General features: G+C 64.6%; 15 protein-coding genes. 9 read left to right on the top strand and 6 right to left on the bottom strand.

From position 1 onward, the window contains the following. Positions 1 to 111: 111 nt before the first annotated feature. The gene (locus tag P9272_RS24735) at positions 112 to 579 is read left to right on the top strand and encodes an Lrp/AsnC family transcriptional regulator (RefSeq protein ID WP_278162553.1); all 468 of its coding nucleotides are present in this window, start codon (positions 112 to 114) and stop codon (positions 577 to 579) included. A gap of 8 nt (positions 580 to 587) precedes the next feature. Here P9272_RS24735 and P9272_RS24730 read toward each other — a convergent pair whose 3' ends face one another. The 4 genes from P9272_RS24730 to aztA all read right to left on the bottom strand — a co-directional run bounded on the left by P9272_RS24730 (position 588) and on the right by aztA (position 3,733). Further along, a complete protein-coding gene (locus tag P9272_RS24730) occupies positions 588 to 923 on the bottom strand; it encodes a TIGR01244 family sulfur transferase (RefSeq protein WP_128259406.1) in 336 nt (111 codons plus the stop codon). A gap of 148 nt (positions 924 to 1,071) precedes the next feature. After that, the gene (aztC, locus tag P9272_RS24725) at positions 1,072 to 2,010 is read right to left on the bottom strand and encodes a zinc ABC transporter substrate-binding protein AztC (protein WP_278162552.1); all 939 of its coding nucleotides are present in this window, start codon (positions 2,008 to 2,010) and stop codon (positions 1,072 to 1,074) included. A 29-nt stretch (positions 2,011 to 2,039) separates the two neighbouring features. After that, complete coding sequence (gene aztB, locus P9272_RS24720) at positions 2,040 to 2,915, bottom strand: zinc ABC transporter permease AztB (RefSeq protein ID WP_128259404.1); 876 nt, start codon at positions 2,913 to 2,915, stop codon at positions 2,040 to 2,042. Then, entirely contained in the window at positions 2,915 to 3,733 is an 819-nt protein-coding gene (gene aztA / locus P9272_RS24715) for a zinc ABC transporter ATP-binding protein AztA (protein ID WP_128259403.1), read from the bottom strand. The genes aztB and aztA overlap by 1 nt, the downstream gene beginning before the upstream one ends. Positions 3,734 to 3,953: 220 nt before the next feature. Here aztA and P9272_RS24710 point away from each other — a divergent pair, with 220 nt between their 5' ends. After that, positions 3,954 to 4,298, top strand: a complete 345-nt coding sequence (locus tag P9272_RS24710; RefSeq protein ID WP_128259402.1) for a RidA family protein — start codon at positions 3,954 to 3,956, stop codon at positions 4,296 to 4,298. Between the two features lie 141 nt (positions 4,299 to 4,439). Here the strand turns inward: P9272_RS24710 and hutC are convergent, their stop codons facing one another. Both hutC and P9272_RS24700 read right to left on the bottom strand, forming a co-directional pair. Continuing rightward, positions 4,440 to 5,186, bottom strand: coding sequence for a histidine utilization repressor (hutC, locus tag P9272_RS24705; protein WP_278162550.1), 747 nt, complete (start codon positions 5,184 to 5,186; stop codon positions 4,440 to 4,442). Positions 5,187 to 5,199: 13 nt separating this feature from the next. Beyond that, positions 5,200 to 6,555 carry a formimidoylglutamate deiminase gene (locus P9272_RS24700; protein WP_278162549.1) on the bottom strand — a complete coding sequence of 452 codons (1,356 nt, stop codon included), beginning with the start codon at positions 6,553 to 6,555 and terminating at the stop codon, positions 5,200 to 5,202. 97 nt (positions 6,556 to 6,652) lie between these two features. On the opposite strand from P9272_RS24700, the gene hutI reads away from it, so the two are divergent. The 7 genes from hutI to P9272_RS24665 all read left to right on the top strand — a co-directional run bounded on the left by hutI (position 6,653) and on the right by P9272_RS24665 (position 23,634). Next, positions 6,653 to 7,882 (top strand): imidazolonepropionase, encoded by a 1,230-nt coding sequence (hutI, locus tag P9272_RS24695; protein ID WP_278162548.1) that lies wholly within the window; start codon positions 6,653 to 6,655, stop codon positions 7,880 to 7,882. After that, positions 7,879 to 9,420, top strand: coding sequence for a histidine ammonia-lyase (gene hutH / locus P9272_RS24690; RefSeq protein WP_128259398.1), 1,542 nt, complete (start codon positions 7,879 to 7,881; stop codon positions 9,418 to 9,420). Before hutI ends, hutH begins: the two co-directional genes overlap by 4 nt. Next, on the top strand, positions 9,420 to 10,238 hold the full coding sequence (hutG, locus tag P9272_RS24685) for an N-formylglutamate deformylase (protein WP_128259397.1): 819 nt from the start codon (positions 9,420 to 9,422) through the stop codon (positions 10,236 to 10,238). Before hutH ends, hutG begins: the two co-directional genes overlap by 1 nt. A gap of 25 nt (positions 10,239 to 10,263) precedes the next feature. Further along, entirely contained in the window at positions 10,264 to 11,937 is a 1,674-nt protein-coding gene (gene hutU, locus P9272_RS24680) for a urocanate hydratase (RefSeq protein ID WP_278162547.1), read from the top strand. Between the two features lie 114 nt (positions 11,938 to 12,051). Beyond that, positions 12,052 to 12,639 carry a HutD family protein gene (locus tag P9272_RS24675; RefSeq protein ID WP_278162546.1) on the top strand — a complete coding sequence of 196 codons (588 nt, stop codon included), beginning with the start codon at positions 12,052 to 12,054 and terminating at the stop codon, positions 12,637 to 12,639. Positions 12,640 to 12,909: 270 nt separating this feature from the next. Next, the gene (locus tag P9272_RS24670) at positions 12,910 to 21,489 is read left to right on the top strand and encodes a glucoamylase family protein (RefSeq protein ID WP_278162545.1); all 8,580 of its coding nucleotides are present in this window, start codon (positions 12,910 to 12,912) and stop codon (positions 21,487 to 21,489) included. Between the two features lie 375 nt (positions 21,490 to 21,864). Then, positions 21,865 to 23,634 carry a glucan ABC transporter ATP-binding protein/ permease gene (locus P9272_RS24665; RefSeq protein ID WP_278162544.1) on the top strand — a complete coding sequence of 590 codons (1,770 nt, stop codon included), beginning with the start codon at positions 21,865 to 21,867 and terminating at the stop codon, positions 23,632 to 23,634. The last annotated feature ends 80 nt before the right edge of the window (positions 23,635 to 23,714 follow it).

Genomic DNA, 23,714 nt, shown 5'->3' with positions numbered 1-23,714 from the left:
CGGGTTTGGCCATCTTCACCAAAATAGCGCGGAGCCGCCGCACGATGCTTGCATTCAACCGCCAAAAATGCGCATGATGTGCGTAAACTGTGCATGAATGGAGAGATATTTATGGATGATGCGCGCCTTGATCAATTTGACCGCAAGATATTGGCGCTTTTGCAGGACGATGCGCGCTTCACCAACAGTGATCTTTCGGAGCGCGTGAACCTCTCGCCTTCGCAATGCTCGCGTCGCCGTCAGCGGCTGGAGGACGATGGCTACATCAAGGGCTACCGCGCCGTGCTCGACCGCGATCGCCTCGGCTTCTCGCTGGTCAACGTCATCTCGGTGACCCTGGCGACCCACAACCGCGACAATGCCCGTCGCTTCGGCGAGCTGGTCGCCCGCCTCCCCGAGGTCCAGGAGGCGCACGCGCTCACCGGCGAGATGGACTATATCCTGAAGGTGGTGACGCCCGATCTCAAATCCCTGTCCGAGTTCGTCAACGGCGTTCTGCTGCCGCATGAATCCGTTCAGCACGTGAAGACGGCGATCGTGCTGGAGACGCTAAAGGAAACCGGCGCGCTGCCGATCTAAGTTGATCTTCAACCCCGCTGCTGGATCAACCCATAAAGGTTGGCGCTGCGCGCGCCGGAGCGGCAATAAGCGAACACGGGCCCTTCGAGGTCGTCGAGCGCCTGGGCCTGGTCCTCGACATTGTCCATGGTGAGCTGGCCGCTGATGACGGGAATATAGCGGAAAGCAAGCCCGGCGGCCTCGGCCGCGGCCTTGATGCTATCGGCCGAAGGTTGGCCCGGCTGTTCATTGTCCGGCCGGTTGCATATGACAGTTTTGAAACCTGCATCCTTGATGGCTGCGATATCCTGCGGCTGGATTTGGCCGGAGACCGAATAGTCGTCGCTGATCTGGCGGTATTCCATGGTGTTGTCCTCGCGATCTCTTTGGCGGCAGTCTTGCCACTCCGGGAGAGGGGCGGCAATCCGCATTGAAGGAATTCCCTGCCAAATAGCGACGGCCGATCGAAAAATCCAACCGGGCAGCTTCGCGCCCGGTTGGAGGCTCGATTGATCAACTACCCAGGATCGCGCCTTTGATCTGCGTGATGTTGTTGTGCATCATGTCGATATAGGTCGAGGCCGGGCCGTCCGATCCCGACAGCGCATCCGAATAGAGCGTGCCGCCGACCTTGATGCCGGTCTCGCCGGCAATCTGCTCGATCAGCCGCGGATTGGTGATGTTTTCCACGAAGATCGCCGCAGCCTTGTCCTGCTTCACCTGCTCGACCAGCTTGGCGACGTCGGCCGCGGAAGGCTCGGAATCGGTCGAGATGCCTTGCGGCGCCAGGAAGGTCAGGCCGTATGCGTGTTCGAAATAGCCGAAGGCGTCATGCGAGGTGATGACGACGCGCTTCGCCTGCGGGATCGACTGGATTGCAGCCCTCACTTCGCCTTCCAGCGCACTGAGTTTTTGGGTGTAGGCGACTGCGTTGTTTTTATAGTCGGTGCAGCCTGCGGCATCGGCCGCGCAGAAGGCATCGGTGATGTTCTTCACATAGATCTTGGCATTGGCGATCGACTGGAAGGCGTGCGGATCGGTGACCGTCTTGCCGCCGCTCGTGTCGGCGCCCTCGGCGGCATCGGCATCGGCGAATTCCGGCTTGAAATCGATCGGCGTCACGCCCTTGGTCAGCGTCACGATCGCGGCCTTGGTGGCGCTGGCGTCGACCAGGCGCTGCAGGAAACCCTCGAAATGCAACCCGTTGACCAGCACGACGTCGGCGCCTGCCATCGCCACCGCGTCGGCCGGGCTAGGCTCATAGACATGCGCGTCGCCATCCGGCCCGACAATGGTGGTGATGTTGACCCGGTCGCCGCCGACATTTTTCGCGAAATCGGCAATCACGGTGAAGCTCGCCACGACCTTGAGCGGCGCCGCGAAGGCAGAAGAGGTCGCGAAGGCGCTTAATGTTATAACACTCAAAGTCAGCGCGGCACGGAAGGATTTCATTGGAGACAGTCTCCTTGCTTGAAGATTCGTCAGGCGGTGCGGTGGCGGTGATGCACGATGCGGGCGCGCAGCACGCCGCGCGTGCCGAATAGGATCGAGCCGAAATAGACGACACCGGCCGAAAGGATGATCGCCGGGCCGGAGGGCAGCGAGGCGTGGTAGGATAGAAGGAGTCCGGCGATGCAGGAGGCAAAGCCGATCAGCACCGCCAGCACGCACATCGGTTCCACGCGCACGGTCCAGAAACGGGCGGCGGCGGCAGGCAGCATCATCAGCCCGACCGAGAGCAGCGTCCCCAGCGCCTGGAAGCCGCCGACGAGGTTGAGCACGACAAGGCCGAGGAAGATGAAATGCACCGGGCTGCCCATGCGGCTGACCGAGCGCAGGAACAACGGGTCGAGGCATTCGGCGACCAGCGCGCGCCAGAAGATGGCGAGGCTGGCGAGCGTCACCACGACGATGCCGCCGATCAGGACGAGCGCCTCATTATTGAGCGCCAGCACCGTGCCGAACAGCACATGCATTAGGTCAACGCTGGAGCCGCGGATCGAGACCATCAGCACGCCGACGGCAAGCGAGATCAGATAGAAGGCCGCCATCGAGGCGTCCTCGCGCTGGATGGTGAAGCGCGAGACGGCGCCCGCGCCGAGCGCGACGATGATGCCGGCGATCAGCCCGCCGACCGTCATCGGCAGGATCTCGAGCCCATAGAGCAGGAAGCCGGCCGCAGCGCCCGGCAGGATGGCATGCGCCATGGCGTCGCCTGACAGGCTCATGCGCCGCAGCATCAGGAAGACGCCGACCGGGCAAGCGCCGAGCGACAGCATCAGTGAGCCGAACAGCGCGCGCTGCATGAAGGCGAAATCGGCAAAGGGGGCGATGAGCAGGCCGTAGAGGAAGTCCATCACGCCGCCCTCGGTCCGGAGCCGTGCCGGTGATCATGCCCATGATCGAGATGGTCGTGATCATGGTCATGAGTATGATCATGCTCGCTCGGTTCACACCACGGTGCGTTTTCTTCCCATGCCTCATGAAAACGCCGTGCCTTGAGCAGATTTTCCGGCCGCAGCGTTTCCTTTGTGTCGCCCCAAGCCACCGGCTGACGCGCAAGCAACAGCGTCTCCGGGAAGTTCTGGCGCACGAGATCGAGATCGTGGACCACGACCATGATCGTGCGCTCCTCGCCATGCCAGCGCTTGATCAGCGCAATCAGGTCGCCGACGGTCTTGGCGTCGACTGCGTTGAAGGGCTCGTCGAGCAGGATGAGGTCGGCGTCCTGGAGCAGCACGCGGGCAAACAGCGTGCGCTGCAGCTGGCCGCCGGACAGCGTGTCAATCGGCCGCTTCTCGAAGCCGCCGAGCCCGACCGCCATCAACGCCTTGCTGACCGACTCGCGATCCTCTTTCGTATAGCGGCCAAGCATGCCGCGCTTCGGCCACAGGCCGAGCGAGACCAGATCGACGACGCGCGCCGGAAAGGAGCGGTCCAGCTCCGATTGCTGCGGCAGATAGGCGGTGCGGGCGCCCGGCATGTGGACCACCGCGCCTTCCATTGGCTTCAGCGCGCCCACGATGCCCTTCATCAGCGTCGACTTGCCCGAACCGTTTGCGCCGACCACCGCGGTCAGCGAGCCCTTGCGGACAATGCCGTTGAGATGGTGGATCGCCGGATGGCTGCCATAGCCGAGCGTCAGGTCGCGGAAGGTCAGGGAGGCATTGGTCATGAGACGTCGGTCCGCGAATTCGAGTATGCTGTCGATATGTGATGTTATTACATTAGTCAACACGCCGCCCTAGCGGAATTGTTTTACAAGCGGTCAACTCGCCGTGTACGCGGTGGGCGCGGATCGGACAAATGGCTCAATTGGTTTCGCCGCCCCGGCCTTGCCCGAAGCCGGCATGGACTCTAAACAGGCGCGACTCTGAAAAGGAAGGAACCCTGCAATGAGCATTCGTCGTATCGATGTCGGCCCGCGCATGAGCCAGATCGTCATCCACGGCAACACCGTCTATCTGGCCGGCCAGGTTGGCCAGCCCGGCGGCAATGTGGCGTCGCAGACGCGCGACATCCTGAAGACCATCGACGAATTGTTGGCCAAGGCCGGCACCGACAAGACCAAGATCGTCCAGGCGATCATCTGGTTGGCCGACATGGGCACCTTCGCCGAGATGAACGCCGAATGGGACAAATGGGTGCCGCAGGGCCACACCCCGGCCCGCGCCACCGGCGAAGCCAAGCTCGCCGGCCCCGAATATCTGGTGGAAATTATTATTACGGCGGCGATCTGAGGCGCCACTCCCCTCATCCGGCCGCTTCGCGGCCACCTTCTCACCCGGTGCGGAGAAGAGATTTGCGCCGGCGCTGACCGACTCCTTTTCCCGGCGGGGAGAGGTCAGCCGAGCGAAGCGGAGGGCTGGGTGAGGGGGGAGTCACCCTTGCGATGGCGTGAACCTTGCCACCAGCGTGTGGCTCTCCGCCGGATAGATGAAGCGCACATGCGTCACCGGGTGCTCGGCGCTCCAGGTGCGGCGTTCGACCACCAGGCAGGGCGCGCCCGCATCGATGTCGAGCGCGTCGGCGATATTCTCGTCGGCGGCCATGGCGCGGATGCGATGCTCGGCTTCGCTCCACGGCACGCGGCCGATAAGCCAGGGGCCAGGCGCGATGTCGAGAAATTCCTCCTCGCCCGCCTCGGCCACGGCTGAAAGGTTGATCAGCCGCTGCTCCAGGGCGAACGGCCGTTCGCCGGCAAAATGCAGGCTTTCCAGCGCAAGCACCGGACCCGGCGCGGAAAGTCCTAGCAGCGAACGGTCCTCGGCGCTGCTTCGCCGCTTGAGGCGCTTCAGCCGCTCATAGCGATAGGGCAGCCCGAGCGCCTCGACCTCGATCCGGATGTCGTGCAGTTCGAGCACTGCAGCTTGCGACTGCGGCTGGCGCACGAAACTGCCGGAGCGGCGCCGGCGTTCAATCAGTCCGGCCTTGGCTAGCTGCGACAGCGCTTTATTCACCGTCATGCGCGAGCAATTGTAGTGAGCCGTCAACTCGTGCTCGAATGGAATGCGATGTCCGGGCGCCCAGCCGCCGGACAAGATCTTTTCGCGGATGTCGGAAAGGATGCGCTGGTGCAGCGAAACGCTCTCACTGCTTTCGACATCATCTGTCTCGACCAAGCTCATCGAATGTTCCTGTTCAGCCTTGCGATAATGCGGCCATGACTTCGCGGAACCGCTTGGCAACGACCTCGCGCTTCGCATGCCTGCCGCCGCTGACCTGCTTCCTGCCATGCACCCAGACGCAGTCGACCTTGGTGCCATTGGCGAAGATCCAGGCGTCGAGGATCGCGTCGCCCGCCTTGCCTGCCAGCGATGGATGGTTTTGCTCGAGAGAGACGAGATCGGCAGCGCCGCCGGCGGCAATGCGCGACGGGCCGGCGCCGAGCGCCTGGCCGCCGCCGTCGAGTGAAGCGTCGAACAGCGCGCGTCCGGTGGAACCGCCGGCTCGGGCCAGCACGTTGCGGGCGCGATGGGCAAGGCGCTGCGAATATTCGAGCTGCCTCAGTTCGTCCGGCAGGCCGATCAGAACGTTGGAATCGGAGCCGACGCCGAAACGGCCGCCTTGCTCGATGAAAAGCGGGGCCGCGAAAGTGCCGTCGCCGAGATTGGCCTCGGTGATCGGGCAAAGCCCCACGATAGCACCAGCCGTAGCCATGTCGACCGTTTCGGCCTCCGTCATGTGGGTGGCATGGATTAGGCACCAGTGCTCGTCCACGTCGGCGTTGGCGAGCAGGAACTCGACCGGACGCTTGCCCGACCAGGCGACGCAATCCTCGACTTCCTTTACCTGCTCGGCGACATGGATGTGGATCGGACCGTTCGGTGACATGGCCGCGATTGAATTGAGCTCGTCCGGCGTTACAGCGCGCAGGCTATGCGGCGCGACACCGACGACGGCTTGCTCCAATGAACGAACGCCCTCGCGGGCTTTCTCAAGCAGGCGTTCAAAACGTCCGACATCATTGATGAATCGCCGCTGACCTTCGTTGGGAGGGGCGCCACCGAAGGCCGAATGGGCATAGAAGACAGGCAACAGCGTCAGGCCGATGCCGGTGCCAGCGGCGGCCGCCGCGATCCGCTCCGCCATCTCGGCGATATTGGCGTAAGGGTGCCCGTTTCGGTCGTGGTGGAGGTAGTGGAACTCGCCGACACGCGAGAAGCCGGCCTCCAGCATTTCGATGTAAAGCTGCGCCGCCACCGCCTCGACCTGGTCCGGTGTCATCGACAAAGCGAAGCGGTACATCACCTCGCGCCAGCTCCAGAAACTGTCGGCCGAAGGGCCGCGCAGTTCGGCCAGCCCCGCCATGCCGCGCTGGAACGCGTGGCTGTGCAGGTTGGGCATGCCCGGCACAACAATGGCATGGCGCTCGTCGCCCGGCTGCGCGGAAGAGCCGGCATCGACCTTGGAGATGCGGTCGCCGTCGAAAGCGATCCTGACATTGCTTTGCCAGCCCTCGGGCAGCAACGCCTGTTCCGCAAAGATTACCGTCACGTTCCTCTCCGAGTCTGAATTTCCGAGCGACATTATCACTTGCGCCGCGTTTCAATATGTATATACATAATCGCTATCCAAGCAAATGGAAAAGATGATGGGTGGAGCAAACGGGAAGAGCGGCCATCGGGTCTGGCGCAATGCGCGCCTGGCGACCATGGCCGAGGGCGCAACCGGTCTCGGTATCGTTGAAAAGGGTGCCGTCGCCGCGCGGGACGGGCTCATTGTTTATGCCGGACCCGAGGCCGATATGCCGGCTGCGGTTGGGGAGGGCGCCGAGAGCATCGATTGCGCTGGACGCTGGATCACGCCCGGCTTGATCGATTGCCACACGCATCTCGTCTACGCGGGAAACCGCGCCAACGAATTCGAGATGCGGCTGGCCGGCGCCACTTATGAGGAAGTGGCGCACGCCGGCGGCGGCATCGTCTCCTCGGTCAAGTCGCTGCGCGCCGCGAGCGAGGACGAGCTCGTCGCCCAGTCTCTGCCGCGCCTTGATGCGCTGATGGCCGAGGGTGTCACGACCGTCGAGGTCAAGTCAGGCTACGGCCTCGATGCCGACAACGAGAAAAAATCGCTGCGCGCCGCCCGCCGCTTGGCCGACGAGCGCTCCGTCACGGTGCGCACGACTTGCCTTGCCGCCCATGCGCTGCCGCCGGAAGCCAAGGGCGATAAGAACGCCTTCATCGATCTCGTCGCCAGCACGATCCTGCCGCAGGTCGCCGCCGAAAAGCTCGCCGACGCCGTCGACGGTTTCTGCGAAGGCATCGCTTTCTCGCCGGAGCAGATGGCGCGCGTCTTCGACAAGGCCAAGGCGCTCGGCCTGCCCGTCAAACTTCATGCCGACCAGCTTTCCAACCTGCATGGCGCGGCGCTTGCCGCCCGCTATGACGCGCTGTCGGCCGACCATCTCGAATACACGGACGAGGAGGGCGCCGCCGCGATGGCCAAGGCCGGCACCGTGGCGACCATCCTGCCCGGCGCCTACTACTTCATTCGCGAGACCAAGAAGCCGCCGCTCGACCTGTTCCGCCGTCATGGCGTGAAGATGGCTGTCGCCACCGACTCCAACCCCGGCACCTCGCCGCTCACCTCGCTGCTGCTCACCATGAACATGGCCGCGACGCTTTTCGGCATGACTGTCGACGAATGCCTCGCCGGCGTCACCCGCGAAGCCGCGCGTGCGCTGGGGCTCCTCGACAAGACCGGCACCCTGGAAGCCGGCAAATCGGCCGACCTCGCCATCTGGGACATCGCGCGCCCGGCCGAACTCGTTTACCGCATGGGCTTCAACCCGCTCCATGCCCGTATCTGGAGAGGACAATGACCGAACTGACCCTGACGCCCGGCAGCGCGACGCTTGCCGACTGGCGCGCCATCTATCGTGGCGCCGTGCCAAAGCTCGACGCCGCCTGTCGGCCGAAGATCCGGGACAGCGCCGAGGCGGTCGCCCGCATCCTCGCCAAGGGCGAGCCGGTCTATGGCATCAACACCGGCTTCGGCAAGCTCGCCAGCGTCCGCATCCCGGCTGACGACCTCGAAACGCTCCAGCGCAACATCGTTCTGTCGCATGCTGCCGGCGTCGGCGAGCCGATGCCTATCGCCGTGGTGCGGCTGATGATGGCGCTGAAGCTCGCCAGCCTTGCCCAGGGGGCCTCCGGCGTCCGTGCCGAGACCATCGAGCTGCTTCAAGGCATGCTTGCCAACGACGTCATTCCGGTTGTGCCGGCGCAGGGCTCCGTCGGCGCCTCGGGCGACCTCGCGCCGCTGTCGCATATGACGGCCGTGATGATCGGCGTCGGCGAATGCTTCACCCCGCACGGCCGGTTCCCGGCCAAGGTTGCCTTCGTCTCGCATGGGCTGGAGCCGGTGACGCTCGGCGCCAAGGAAGGCCTGGCGCTGCTCAACGGCACGCAATTCTCGACCGCCTTCGCGTTGGCTGGCCTGTTCGAGGCCGAGACGCTCTATCAGTCGGCGCTGGTTGCCGGCGCGCTGTCGACCGACGCAGCCAAGGGCTCCGACGCCCCCTTCGATCCGCGTATCCATCTGTTGCGCAAGCATCGCGGCCAGATCGAGACGGCGGATGCCTTGCGCAATCTGATGGCCGGCAGCGCCATCCGTGAATCGCACCGCGTCGGCGATGAGCGGGTGCAGGACCCTTATTGCCTGCGCTGCCAGCCGCAGGTGATGGGCGCCGCGCTCGACGTGCTGCGCAAGGCCGCCGACACGCTTGAGACCGAAGCCAACGGCGTCACCGACAATCCGCTGATCTTCGCCGAGGACGACACCGCGCTCTCCGGCGGCAATTTCCACGCCGAGCCGGTGGCCTTCGCCGCCGACATGATCGCGCTGGCCGTCTGCGAGATCGGCTCGCTGTCGGAGCGGCGCATCGCCATGCTGGTCGATCCGGCGCTGTCCGGCATGCCGGCCTTCCTGACGCCGAAGCCCGGCCTGAACTCGGGCTTCATGATCCCGCAGGTGACGGCGGCTGCGCTCGTTTCGGAAAACAAGCAGAAGGCCTATCCGGCGAGCGTCGATTCGATCCCGACCTCGGCCAACCAGGAAGATCACGTCTCCATGGCCGCTCACGGCGCGCGCCGTCTGCTCGGCATGATCGAGAATGCGACCGCCGTTGTCGGCATCGAATTGCTGGCCGCGGCGCAGGGGTGCGATTTCCACGCGCCGCTGGCTTCCAGCGAAGCGCTGGAGGCGGTGCGCAAGCTGGTCCGGGCCGAGGTGCCGCATCTCGACAATGACCGGCATTTCCATCCCGATATGGAAAAGGCGATCGCCATGGTGCGCAGCGGCGCCACCGTGAAGGCGGCGAGCGCGGTGGCGTTGCCGTCGATTGCCGGAGCGGCATGATGACCTCGCCCTCCTGGCTCACCGTCACCAAGGGTACGGCACCGCTGCTGGTCTCGATCCCGCACACCGGCATCGATCTTGCAGGACTGGACAGCCGGCTGGTCTCGACCTGGCTCGGCCGGCGCGACTGCGACTGGTGGATCGACAAGCTCTATGATTTTGCCGCCGACCTTGGCGCAACAATCGTGCACACCGCCATCTCGCGCACGGTCATCGACGTCAACCGCGATCCGTCCGGCGTTTCGCTCTATCCGGGCCAGGCGACGACGACTCTCTGCCCGACGGATACGTTCGACGGCGATCCGCTCTACAACATGGGCGACGAACCGACCCCGTCGGAGATCGACCAGCGCCGCGAGACCTATTTCGCGCCGTATCATGCCGCCTTGCAGACGGAGATCGACCGGCTGCGCGGCATGCACGAGAACATCGTGCTCTATGACTGCCATTCGATCCGCTCGGTGCTGCCGCGCCTTTTCGAAGGCACTCTGCCGGTCTTCAACCTCGGCACCAATGACGGCAGGAGCACCGATCCCTCGCTGCAGCAAAAAGTTGCCGAGATTCTCGCCGCGACCGGCGAGAGCTGGGTGGTCAACGGACGCTTCAAAGGCGGCTGGATCACGCGCAGCTTCGGCCAGCCGCAAAATGGCGTCCACGCGTTGCAGATGGAGCTCTCCAACCGCGGCTATATGCGCGAGCCGGCCGAGAAGGGTTCGCCGGAAAACTGGCCGGTGCCTTACGACCCAAGCTATGCCGCGCCGATCCGCGCCACGCTGAAAACCATCCTCGAAACCGCCATTGAATGGGCTGGGCGCTGACGCGCCGCCTTACTCGAAAGGGACAATGATGAACGATCCGCGCCACAACATCCGCGAAGTGCGTGCGCCCCGCGGCGACAAGCTCAATGCCCGCTATTGGACGACCGAGGCGCCGCTGCGCATGCTGATGAATAATCTCGACCCGGAGGTCGCCGAGAACCCCAACGAGCTGGTCGTCTATGGCGGCATCGGCCGGGCGGCGCGCACCTGGAACGATTTCGACCAAATCGTCGCTTCGCTGAAGACGCTGGGCGAGGACGAGACGCTGCTGGTGCAGTCTGGCAAGCCGGTCGGCGTCTTCAAGACCCATTCCAATGCCCCGCGCGTGCTCATTGCCAATTCCAACATCGTGCCGCATTGGGCGACCTGGGAGAAGTTCAACGAGCTCGATAGGAAGGGCCTGATGATGTACGGCCAGATGACGGCCGGCTCCTGGATCTATATCGGCACGCAGGGGATCGTGCAGGGCACCTACGAGACCTTCGTCGAGGCCGGCCGCCAGCACTACAATGGCCATCTCAAGGGCAAGTGGATCCTGACCGGCGGTCTCGGCGGCATGGGGGGCGCCCAGCCTCTGGCTGCCGTCATGGCCGGCGCCTGCTGCCTGGCCATCGAATGCAACCCGGACTCGATCGATTTCCGCCTGCGCACCCGCTACCTCGACGAGAAGGCCGAAACGCTCGACGAGGCGATGGAGATGATCAATCGCTGGACCAAGGCCGGCGAAGCAAAATCGGTCGGCCTGCTCGGGAACGCCGCCGAGATCGTGCCGGAGATGTTCAGGCGCGGCATCCGCCCTGATATCCTCACCGACCAGACCTCGGCGCATGATCCGATCAATGGCTACTTGCCCAAGGGCTGGACCATGGCCGAGTGGCGCGAGAAGCGCACGTCCGATCCGAAGGCGGTGGAGAAGGCGGCGCGCGCGTCGATGCGCGAGCATGTCGAGGCGATGGTGGCGTTCTGGAACGCCGGCGTGCCGACGCTCGACTACGGCAACAACATCCGCCAGGTCGCCAAGGACGAGGGGTTCGAGAGTGCTTTCGCTTTTCCGGGCTTCGTGCCGGCCTATATCCGTCCGCTGTTCTGCCGAGGCATCGGTCCGTTCCGTTGGGCCGCGCTCTCGGGCGATCCGGAGGATATCTACAAAACCGACGCCAAGGTGCGCGAGCTCACCCCCGGCAACACCCATCTGCACAACTGGCTGGACATGGCGCGCGAGCGCATCTCGTTCCAGGGCTTGCCGGCGCGCATCTGCTGGGTCGGCCTTGGCGACCGCCACCGCCTCGGCCTCGCCTTCAACGAGATGGTCGCCAAGGGCGAGCTCAAGGCTCCCGTGGTCATCGGCCGCGATCATCTCGATTCCGGCTCGGTTGCCTCGCCGAATCGCGAGACGGAAGCGATGAAGGACGGCTCAGATGCCATTTCCGACTGGCCGCTGCTCAACGCCCTGCTCAACACTGCCTCCGGCGCCACCTGGGTGTCTCTGCACCACGGCGGCGGCGTCGGCATGGGTTTTTCCCAGCATGCCGGCATGGTGATCGTCGCCGACGGCACGGCGGATGCCGCCAGGCGCCTGGAGCGCGTGCTGTGGAACGACCCCGCGACGGGCGTCATGCGCCATGCCGATGCCGGCTACGACATCGCCATCCAGTGCGCCAGGGAGCACCAGCTCAACCTGCCGGGCATATTGGGCTAGAGCATGATGCCGAAAAGTGTGAAACGGTTTTCGGACAACATCATGCTCCATACCAAGAAGACAGAGCCGGATGATTTCAGGTCGAATCGACTTGAAATCGTCCGGCTGTAAGCCATGCGCATCCTTCGTGCCGCCGATTACCGCGTCATGCCGTGGAAGAATGGCGGCGGCACGACCACCGAGATCGCCGTCTCGCCCGATGGCGCCGGGCTCGACGATTTCGACTGGCGCGTCTCCATGGCCCGCGTCGCAACCAGTGGGCCGTTCTCCAGCTTCACCGGCATAGACCGCACGCTGTCGGTGCTGGAAGGTGAAGGGGTTGTGCTAGACATCGCCGGCCGGCCACCCGAATGCCTTACGGCTGACTCGGCGCCGCTCGCCTTTGCGGGCGACGTGCCGACGAGCGCGGCGCTGATCGGCGGTCCGATCACCGATCTCAACGTCATGACCCGCCGTGGCCGCATGGCCCATGTCGTGGAGCGCCGGCCGCTCTCCGGTGAGAGTCGTATTTCGCCGCGCGCCGATACGACGCTGGTTCTGGCGGCCAACGCAGGCTTCACGTTTCTCACGGACGACGGGCCTAGCCTCGGACCGCTCGATACGCTGATCCTCGACCGCGACAGCCCGGAATTGCGGCTCCGGCCCCAGAGGCGGGGGCTGCTTTTCGTGATTGCGCTCGATCGCCTTGCCGCCAACCATTAACGGCTGTTGCCAAACATGATCGCGGCGCGGGCGAATTATCGCCCGGCCCCTTGCATGTATCACGAAAAAGCCTGAATCCTTGCCCTGATCCAACCGGGGGCGAAGAGCGAGGGGCGTTCGCCCGCAAGCTGTCGAAAGGGCACGCCCCTGTTGTGGTGCGCAGAACAAACTTTCGGCCGATCAGTCATGCAACCAATTGCAATTGAACCGGTTTTAGGGCCATTGCCGTGGCGGTGACGCCGCATTGCGCCCCCGCTTACGGAATTTTCAATGAACATTCAGACCAATCCCAACAAGATCGAACACACAAGCACCGGCTTCCCGTCCGTGACGGAAGCGCCGATACGCTCCAATTTCCTGCCTGAGGACCGGCTGCGCGCCTTGGGCGTCGCCTTAGCCAACGGCGAGGTCAAGGACCTGTTCGGCCTCGCCCCGTTCGAGTTCCAGGCCCGCATCCGCGACAGCGCCAAGAAGATCCTCGAAGTCTACCGCTCGACCAATGCCGCCCAGGCCAAGGGCGAGACCATCACGCCGGCCGCGCAATGGCTGCTCGACAACAATTACCTGGTCGAGGAGACGATCTTCCAGGTCAAGCGCGACCTGCCGCGCCGCTTCTATCGCCAGTTGCCGACGCTGACGCTCGGCGACGGCACGGTGCTGCCGCGCGCCTTCGTCGTTGCCTGGAGCTTTGTCGAGCATTCCGACAGCTCGGTCTCGGCCAACATGTTCAAGGCCATCGTTGAGGGCTTCCAGTCGGTCGAGCCGATGAAGATCGGCGAGCTCTGGGCGCTGCCCTCCCTGCTGCGCTTCGTGCTGATCGAGAACTTGCGCCGCATCGCCGTGCGTGTCGAGCGCACCAGGCAGATGCGCCAGACCGCCAACGAGGTCGCCGACCGGGTTCTGGCGACCGACGACAATGCCGACCGCACCAGGATCCTGTCGCACTACAGCGCGCATGCGCAGGACACCACTTTCGCCACCCAGTTGCTCTACCGTCTGCGCGACGGGTCGCAGAACGCCGGCCGGGCGCTGGAATGGCTGGAAGGCGAGCTCGAAAAGACCGGCTCCGACGCCGAGGAGATCATCATTTCCGAGCATCAGACGCTGTCCAGCGGCAACGTCACAACCGGCAATATCATCCGCGGCCTTCGCCTCATCAACGACGTCGACTGGACGGTCTGGTTCGAAGGCGTCAGCCGCATCGACACGCTGCTGCGTGAAAAGACCGATTTCGCCGACCTCGATTTCTTCTCGCGCGACCAGTATCGCACCGCGATCGAGCAGCTGGCGCGGCGCTCCGCGCTGTCCGAATATCGGGTGGCTGAAAAGGCGATCGAGCTTGCCGGCCACACCCCCGGCGTCACCGACGCATCCGGCGTGCCGGAAACGGCGGACCCGGACGTGCACACCGATGTCGGCTTCTTCCTCGTCGGGCCGCGCCGGCAAGAGCTGGAAAAGGCGATCGGCTATCGACCGCCTTTCTATGTGACATTCAAGCGCGCCTTTGCCAGCGCCGGCTGGCTGGGCATCGTGGTGCCGGTTTTTCTTCTGACGGCGCTGCTGCTGGTTCTGTCGGGGAGGGCGCTTGCCAATCTCGGCCTGTCGGTGGAATCGATCACGCTGATGCTGGCGCTGTTCGCCGTGCCGGCAAGCGAAGGCGCGCTGGCCTTCTTCAACACTGTCGTGGCGCTGTTCCTCAAACCCACCCGGCTTGTCGGCTACGACTACAACAAGCACGGCATCCCGGCCGAGGCGCGCACTCTGGTCGTGGTGCCCTCGCTGATCGGCTCCCGCGACGACGTCGAGGAAAACATCCGCAACATCGAGGTGCATCACCTCGCCAACACGGCCGAAGAAATCCATTTCGCGCTTTTGTCCGATTGGCCGGATTCCAAGACCGAGATCGACGCCGCCGACATCGAGATCCTGCAATATGCCCGCGACGAGATCGCCAGGCTCAACGCCCGCTATCCGTCGGAAGGCTCTCCGCGCTTTTATCTTCTGCATCGCCGCCGGCTCTTCAATCAGGCGCAGGGCTGCTGGATGGGCTGGGAGCGCAAGCGTGGCAAGCTGCACGAGCTGAACCTTCTCTTGCGCGGCGACAGCGACACCACTTTCCTGCCGCTCGACGTTCCGCTGCCGGAAAAGGTTGTCTACGTGATGACCCTCGACGCCGACACGCGCACGACGCGCGACGCGGTTTCTAGCCTGGTCGGCAAACTCGCCCATCCGCTCAACCGCCCGCATTTCGACCCGGTAAAGCGCGTCGTCACCGCGGGCTACACGATCCTGCAGCCGCGCATCACGGCGTCGCTGACCAGCGGCGACGACGCCTCCTTCTTCCAGCGCGTCTTCTCGGCCAATCGCGGCCTCGACCCCTATGTGTTCGCCGTCTCCGACGTCTATCAGGACGTCTTTGGCGACGGGTCCTTCACCGGCAAGGGCCTCTACCATCTCGACGCCTTCGAGGCGGCGCTGAAGAGCCGCATCGAGGAAAACACCATCCTCAGCCACGATCTGCTCGAAGGCGCGCTGTCGCGCGCGGCATTAGTCACCGACGTAGAGCTGGTCGAGGACTATCCGACCCGCTACTCGGTCGACGCCTCGCGCCACCATCGCTGGGCCCGCGGCGACTGGCAGCTGCTCGGCTACATCTTCGATCCGCGCTCCGGCGTGCCGGCGCTGTCGCGCTGGAAGATGGTCGACAATCTGCGCCGCTCGGTGACCCCGATCTTGTGGGTCATGGCCTGTGTTGCCGGCTGGACGCTGCTGCCCTTCACTCAGGCGGCGCAATGGCAGGCGCTTCTGATCCTGAGCCTGTTCATGGCGCCGACCTTCGACATCGTGAACGGCATTCTGCCAAAGAGCGGCGACCAGACGCCGCGCGGCCACTTCTCGGCGCTTGCGCGCGACACCGTGTTCGGCACGGCGCTGGTGGCGCTGAAGGTGCTCTTGATGGCGCATCTCGCCTGGATGATGGGCGATGCCATCATCCGCACCCTCTACCGCCTCTTCGTCAGCCGGCAGAACCTGCTCGAATGGCGCACCGCCTCGCAGGCGGCCAAGGGCGGGAACGATCTCGGCGCCTATTACGGCATGATGTATGGCGCGGTGATCATCGGCGTCGTCGGCCTGGCGATCCCGGTGCTGGCCGATTCCACCGGCGCTTTCGTCGCCTTCTTCTTCGCCATCTTCTGGATCGCTTCGCCCGCTGTCGCCTGCTGGATCAGCCGCTCGGCCGAGACCGAGGACAGGCTGCGCATATCGAGCGCCGACATCCAGGTGCTGCGCACCTTCGCGCGCCGCACATGGCACTATTTCGAGACCTTCGTCACGCCCGAGCAGCATCATCTGCCGCCGGACAATTTCCAGGAAAGCCCAGCACCGGTGGTGGCGCCGCGCACCTCGCCGACCAACATCGGCGTCTATCTGCTCTCGGTGGTTTCGGCGCGAGATTTCGGCTGGATCAGCCTGTCGGATGCCATCACTCGGATCGACGCCACGATGACGACGATCGAGAACATGCCGCGCGACCGCGGCCATCTCTACAACTGGTATGACACGACGACGCTGAAGCCGCTCTATCCGCTTTACATCTCGGCGGTCGACAGCGGCAATCTCGCCGGCCATCTGGTCGCTGTTGCCGCCTCCTGCGCCGAATGGGCCGAAGCGCCCTCCGTGCATCTGCAGGGCGATTTCGAAGGCATCATCGACACCGTCACCATCCTTGACGAAAGCCTGGAAGAGCTGCCGGACGACCGGCGGCAGTTGCGGCCGCTACGCCAGCGTCTGGCCGACCGCCTCGACGGCATGCGCCGCGCGGTTGCAACCATCAAGGCGCAGCCGGAGATGGCCTCGATCCGCACCATCAACCTTGCCGTGCTCGCCGGCGAGATCCGCAAGCTCGCCACCGCCATCCACACCGAGGCGGCGTCACCCAGGAGTGATGTCATCGCTGACTGGGCGGCCAGGCTGGAAGCGACTTGCGAGGCGCATGTGCACGATTCGCACAATGACGAGAGCGCCGTCGCCGCTCTGCGCGCCAAGCTGCTCGCTCTGCGCGAGCGCTGCCGCCGCTACGCCTTCGAGATGGATTTCTCGTTCCTCATGCGGCAGGAACGCAAGCTGCTGTCGATCGGCTACCGTGTCGAGGACCGCCAGCTCGACGAGAGCTGCTACGACCTTCTTGCCTCCGAGGCGCGGCTGACCAGCCTGTTCGCCATCGCCAAGGGCGACCTGCCGACCGAGCATTGGTTCCGTCTCGGACGCCCGATCGTCGAGATCGGATTCCAGGGCGCGCTCATGTCCTGGTCGGGCTCGATGTTCGAGTATCTGATGCCGCCGCTGGTGATGAAGGAGCCGCAGGGCTCGATTCTCAACCAGACCAGCAAGCTTATCATCAAGCGCCAGATCCAGTATGCTCGTTCCAAGAACGTGCCCTGGGGCATTTCGGAAGCGGCCTACAACGCCCGCGACCGTGAACTCACCTATCAGTATACCAATTTCGGTGTGCCCGGCCTCGGCCTCAAGCGCGGCCTTGGCCAGAACACTGTGATCGCGCCCTACGCGACGATCCTGGCCGCGCAGTTCAGCCCGCGCGAGGCGGTGCAGAACCTGCGGCGGCTGCGCTCGATCGGCGCGCTTGGCCGCCACGGTTTCTACGACGCCGTCGATTTCACGCCGCAGCGCGTGCCCGAAGGCTCCGACCATGCCGTGGTGCAGAATTACATGGCGCACCATTCCGGCATGTCGATCGCCGCCGTCGCCGACGCCATTTTCGAGGGCCGGCTGCGCGAGCGCTTCCACAGCGATCCGGTGATCGAGTCGGCCGAGCTTCTCCTGCAGGAGAAGGCGCCGCGCGACATTCCGACCGCGACGGTCAGGACGGAAGCCGACGAGCGATCCAAGGACGAGACCGAGACGGAGAGCCCGGACAGCCGGGTTATCCTTGATCCAATCAAGGCGCTGCGGGCGACCAATGTCATGTCGAACGGCCGCTATTCGGTCATGGTCACGGCGACCGGCTCCGGCTACAGCCGCTTCGGCGAGCTTGCCGTCACCCGCTGGCAGCCGGATCCGAGTGAGGATCGCCTCGGCTCCTATATCTTCCTGCGCGACACCGCGACCGGCGACTGGTGGTCCGCCACCGCCGAGCCGAAGCGCGCCGAGGGCGAGCGCGTCCAGACATTGTTTGCCGACGACAAGGCAAGCTTCACCAAATCGGTCGGCTCGCTGCGCTCCGAGGTCGAATGCATCGTCATTTCCGAAGGCAACGGCGAAGGCCGTCGCATCACCCTCTACAATGACGGCGCCACCGACCGGCATATCGAGGTGACGTCCTTTGCCGAGCTGGTGCTGGGCAACGAGGCCTCGGACAATGCCCATCCGGCATTCTCCAAGATGTTCGTCGAGACCGAGATCGCGCCGAACAACGGCGCGATCTTCGCCACGCGGCGCAAGCGCGACAAGAACGACCCCGACCTCACGATGGTGCATTTCGTCACCGACCCGTCGGGCCCGTCGCGCGATGCCGAGGCCGAGACCGACCGGCGCGCCTTCATCGGCCGTGGCCGCACCATCGTCGATGCCGTCGCCTTCGACCCCGGCGTCAGGCTGTCCGGCAATCAGGGCTTTACCCTCGACCCGGTCGCGGCGCTGCGCCGCCAGGTGCGCGTGCCGGCCAACAAGAAGATCTCGCTGACCTTCTGGACCGCTGTAGGCGCCAATCGCGCCGAACTCGACGAGGCGATCGCCCGGCTCGACCACCAGGAGAGCTTTGCCCGCCAGGCGATGCTGGCCTGGACGCGCAGCCAGGTGCAGACGCGCCATCTTGGCCTCAGCCTCACTGACGCGGCCAATGTGCAGAAGCTGGCCCGCTACCTGATCTATCCCGATCCGTTCCTGCGCCTGCCGGCGGAATCCATCGCCTCGGGCCTCGGTCGCCAGTCGAGCCTGTGGCCGACCAGCATCTCCGGCGATTTCCCGATCTTCCTCGTGCGCATCGGCGACGTCGCCGATCTCGAGATCGTCGCCCAGGCGCTGCGCTTCCAGGAGTACATGAGGGCGCGCGGCATGATGATCGACTTCGTCGTCGTCAACGAACAGGCCTCGTCCTATGTGCAGGACCTGCAGCGCGCGGTGGAGACGCTGTGCGAGAACAGCCGCCTGCGCGGCCGCGAGCTGGGGCCGCGCCAGCACATCTTCGCGGTGCGTCGTGACCTGATGGACGAGCCGACCTACAAGACCTTGCTGTCGGTCGCGCGGGTGGTCCTGCACACCCGCAACGGCACGATCTTCGACCAGCTCGAACGCGCCGAGACGGCGGCGCTGCAGGCCCGTGATGCCTTGCTGCAGGTGGAGGGCGGCTCGCCGCGCGAACCTGTTCCGCCGCTGCCCCTGCCAGTGCCGGCAAGCAAGGCTGGAACCGACATCGCAGCCGACGGCAGAGGCCTCAGTCTCTGGAACGGCTTTGGCGGTTTCGATGGCGACGGCCGCCACTATGTAACGCGGCTGACCGGACGGCGCTCGACGCCGCAGCCTTGGATCAACGTCATCTCCAATGCTTCCTTTGGCTTCCATGTTTCGGCCGAAGGCGCCGGTTTCACCTGGAGCCGCAACAGCCGCGACTACCAGCTGACGCCGTGGTCGAACGATCCGGTATCGAACCGGCCGGGCGAGGGCTTCTACATCTATGACCAGCTGAGCGGTAAGGCGTTCTCGCCGATGGCGGCCGTGGTGCGCGATCCGTCAATGGTCTACGAGACGTGGCACGGGCAGGGGTTCTCCACCTTCCGCTCGAAGCGCGGGCCGCTGTCGATGGACCTTACTCAGGTGGTGGATCCGAGGGATCCGGTGAAGATCACGCGGTTGCGCATCCAGAATGCCGGTCCGGCGCCGGCCCGGCTGCGCATTTACGCCTATGCCGAATGGGTGCTGGGCGGCCATCGCTCGCGCACGGCGGCGACCATCGTGCCCTCGCGCGATGCAGCAACGGGCGCGCTTCTGGCGCAGAACCCCTATGGCCTCGACTTCGGCGAGCGAGTCGCCTTCCTGGGGGCAAGCCACCCGATCCATTCGGTGACCGCCGACCGCTCCGAATTCATCGGCAGGCACGGCACGACCGAGTATCCGCAAGCCGTGCTGGGCGGGCTTGCGCTCTCCGGCCGCATCGAGGCGGGCGACGACCCTTGCGCGGTCGTCGCAAGCGACATCGACATTCCCGCCGGTGGCGACGTCACGCTGTCCTGGCTGCTCGGCGACGCGGCCACCCCCGCCGAGGCAAGCTCGCTGGTGCAGACCCATCGCGGCAAGGATTTCGACCAGCGCCTGGCCGACAATGAAAAAGCGTGGCGCGGCTTCCTCGACACCATCCAGGTCGAGACGCCGGACGAGGCGATGAACGCCATGGTCAATCACTGGCTGCCTTACCAGAGCCTGGCATGCCGCATCCGCGCGCGCTCAGCTTTCTACCAGGCGAGCGGCGCTTTCGGCTTCCGCGACCAGTTGCAGGACACGCTCGCCCTTCTGGCGCACGATCCGGAGCTGGCGCGCGACCAGATTCTCAATGCAGCGCGCCGGCAGTTCCCGGAAGGCGACGTGCAGCACTGGTGGCTGCCGCGCACCGATGCCGGCGTGCGCACCATGATCTCTGACGACGTGGTCTGGTTGGCGCATGCGACGGCCCGTTACATCGAGGTGACCGGCGACTTCGCGATCCTTAAGGAACAGTTGCCCTTCATCGACGGGCAGCAGCTCGGCGAAGGCGAGCATGACGCCTTCTTTACGCCGGAGATCACCAAGAACACCGCTTCGCTCTATGATCATTGCGGCCGCGCGCTCGATCTCGCGATCAAGCGCAGCAGCCCTGCCGGCCTGCCGCTGATCCTTGGCGGCGACTGGAACGACGGCATGAACCGTGTCGGCGAGGGCGGCAAGGGCGAGAGCGTGTGGCTGGGCTGGTTCCTCCTGAAGACGCTCACCGACTTCGCCGCTGTCGCCAAGGGGCAGGGCGACAGCAAGAGGGCACAGGCCTGGCTGAAGCACGCGGACGTGCTGAAGCGGGCCCTGGAAAGCACCGCCTGGGATGGCCAGTGGTACCGGCGCGGCAGTTTCGACGACGGCACGCCGCTCGGCTCGCACGATTCGGACGAGTGCAAGATCGACTCCATCGCCCAGTCCTGGAGCGTGCTGTCGGGCGAGGGCGATCCGGCGCGCTCGACCACGGCCATGGAGCAGGCGACCGGGATGCTGGTCGATGACGAGCTCAAGATCGTCAAGCTGTTCACGCCGCCCTTCTCGAAAAGCGAGAAGGACCCCGGCTACATCAAGAGCTACCCGCCGGGCGTTCGCGAGAATGGCGGCCAGTACACCCATGCCGCCACCTGGTTCGTGATCGCGCTCGCCGAAATGGGCCGCACCGACGAGGCCTATCGCTGCTTCTCGATGCTGAACCCGGTCAATCACGCTTCGGACGAAGCTGCGGCCGAACACTACCGTGTCGAGCCCTATGTCGTGGCCGCGGACATCTATTCCGGCGAAGGCAAGGGCGGCCGCGGCGGATGGACTTGGTACACGGGCTCGGCCGGCTGGCTTTACCGCGCCGCGGTGGAAGGCATCCTCGGCATCGAGCGGCGCGGCAAGGAGATCACGTTTAGGCCGAAGCTGCCCGGGCACTGGGACGGCTACGCCGCGACGCTCAAGATGTTCGGCGGTGAAATCAAGCTTCGCGTCATCCGCGACAAAAAGACCAAGTCGATCTCGCTAGAAGTCGACGGTTCGAAGAAAAAATCGGCCTCTTTCGAGCCGAAAGCCGGCGACAAGACTGAGGTCGTCGTCAGGATACCTGCGTAAAATCAAAGACTTGGCTTATCGGCCGCGCATCCCTAGGGTGCGCGGCCGATCGCCGTTTTTTACTTGGCGTCGTTCCCGCGCGCCGATGCCGCGCCTTCCTTTAGGGCAAGCTAAGCAAGCTGGCTGTGATTAAAAATGTGGCAGCGGGGGCGAAGTGCCATTATTTTGCCGCAAGGCTGACATTTCACCTTTTATCTCAAACCGTTAGGTGATCACGTCAGATTTCGTACCGTCGTCATCTTTTGTTCGCTAAATGGGAACGGAAGGGATAGACGACGCATTGTTTCGCGACACGTTAATCGATACGTGTCAGGAAATGGTGCGGTGCACAATACCGGCATTGAGCACAGAAAAGAGTTTGGCGGAGTAGCTGAAGTGTCACTTCTGCAGATCTACTTTAGAGCGCTGGGTTATCTGGCGGCCGACAAGAAGCGCGTCGCGCTGATTTGCGGCGCCAACGTCGCGCTCGCGGCGATCGCGATCCTCGAGCCGATCCTGCTGGGCAGGGTGATCGGTGCCATCTCCGAAAATGGGCCTGTGTTTTCGACACTCGCCGTATGGGCCGCACTCGGTGCTTTCAACGTCATCGCCTTCGTGCTGGTGGCGCGCGGCGCCGACCGCTTCGCCCACGCCCGCCGCTCGGAAGTGCTGTGCCAGTCCTTCGAACGCGTGATCACAATGCCGCTCGCCTGGCACCATCAGCGCGGCACGTCCAATTCGCTGCACACGCTGCTGCGTGCTGTCGAGACCCTGTTCAGCCTGTGGCTCGAATTCATGCGCGTGCATTTGTCGACGGCTATCGCGCTGGTGCTGCTGGTGCCGACCGCGCTTGCCATGGATATCCGCATGTCCGTCGTGCTGCTCGGCCTCGGCATTCTCTACGTCGGCATCGGCCGCATCGTCATGCGCCGCACCAAGTCGGGTCAGACCGCCGTCGAGCGCCACTACCACACCGTCTTTGCCCATGTGTCCGACTCGGTCAGCAACGTCGCCGTGCTGCAGAGCTACAACCGCATCGGGCATGAGACCGCGACGCTGAAGCGTTACGTCAAGGATCTGCTCGACGCGCAGAATCCTGTGCTCGACTGGTGGGCGATCGCCAATGCGCTGAACCGCCTGTCATCGACCATCTCGATGATGATCGTGCTGTCGATTGGCGCCTATCTCGTCACCCGTGGCCAGCTCCGCGTCGGCGACGTCGTCGCCTTCACCGGCTTTGCCGGGATGCTGATCGCTCGCCTCGACCAGATGTCGGCCTTCACCACCCAGATTTCCGAGGCCCGCGCCAAGCTGGAGGACTTCTATCGCCTTGAAGACTCGGCCGCCGAAGCCATAGAGCCGGACGGCTTGCGTGAGCTCACCAACGTCACCGGCCATGTGCGCTTCGAGGACGTCAGCTTCGAGTTTGCCAATTCCGGCCACGGCATTGAGGACGTCTCGTTCGAGGTCCAGGCAGGCCAGACGGTCGCCATTGTCGGCCCGACCGGCGCCGGCAAGACGACGCTGATCAATCTGCTGCAGCGGGTCTTCACACCGTCCAGCGGCCGTATCCTGATCGACGGCATCGACACTAAGACCGTGACCCGCAAGTCGCTGCGCCATTCCATCGCCACCGTCTTCCAGGACGCCGGCCTGCTCAACCGCTCGATCGAGGACAATATCCGCGTCGGCCGCGCCGATGCCAGCAATGACGAAGTGCACGCCGCGGCCAATGCCGCCGCCGCGCAGGACTTCATCCTGGCCAAGAGCAGCGGCTACGACACCGTCGTCGGCGAGCGCGGCGGCCAGCTGTCGGGAGGCGAACGCCAGCGTATCGCCATCGCCCGCGCCGTGCTCAAGGATGCGCCGATCCTGGTGCTCGACGAGGCGACCAGCGCGCTCGACGTCGAGACGGAGGATCGAGTCAAGGAAGCGATCGACGAGCTGCGCCGCAACCGCACCACCTTCATCATCGCCCACCGCCTGACCACGGTCCGCGACGCCGACCTCGTCGTCTTCATGGACAAGGGCAAGGTCGTCGAGATGGGCGGCTTCACCGAGTTGTCGCTGCGCAACGGCCGCTTCGCCGCCCTGCTGCGCGCCGGCGGCCTGCTCAATGATGAAGAGGTCCGCCGCCTCAGCCGTCCCGTGACGGAAGCGGCGTAAGGCTGTCCAGCCGATAGATGGGTAACACTTTGAACCGGATACATGGGTTACAGTTTTCCCCCTGAGTTGCTGTCCGCCGC

The sequence above is a fragment of the Mesorhizobium sp. WSM4976 genome, from assembly GCF_029625685.1.
Classification (GTDB): Bacteria; Pseudomonadota; Alphaproteobacteria; order Rhizobiales; family Rhizobiaceae; genus Mesorhizobium.
The sequence above is the reverse complement of the archived record's forward strand: the minus strand, read 5'-3'. Positions and strand labels throughout refer to the sequence as shown.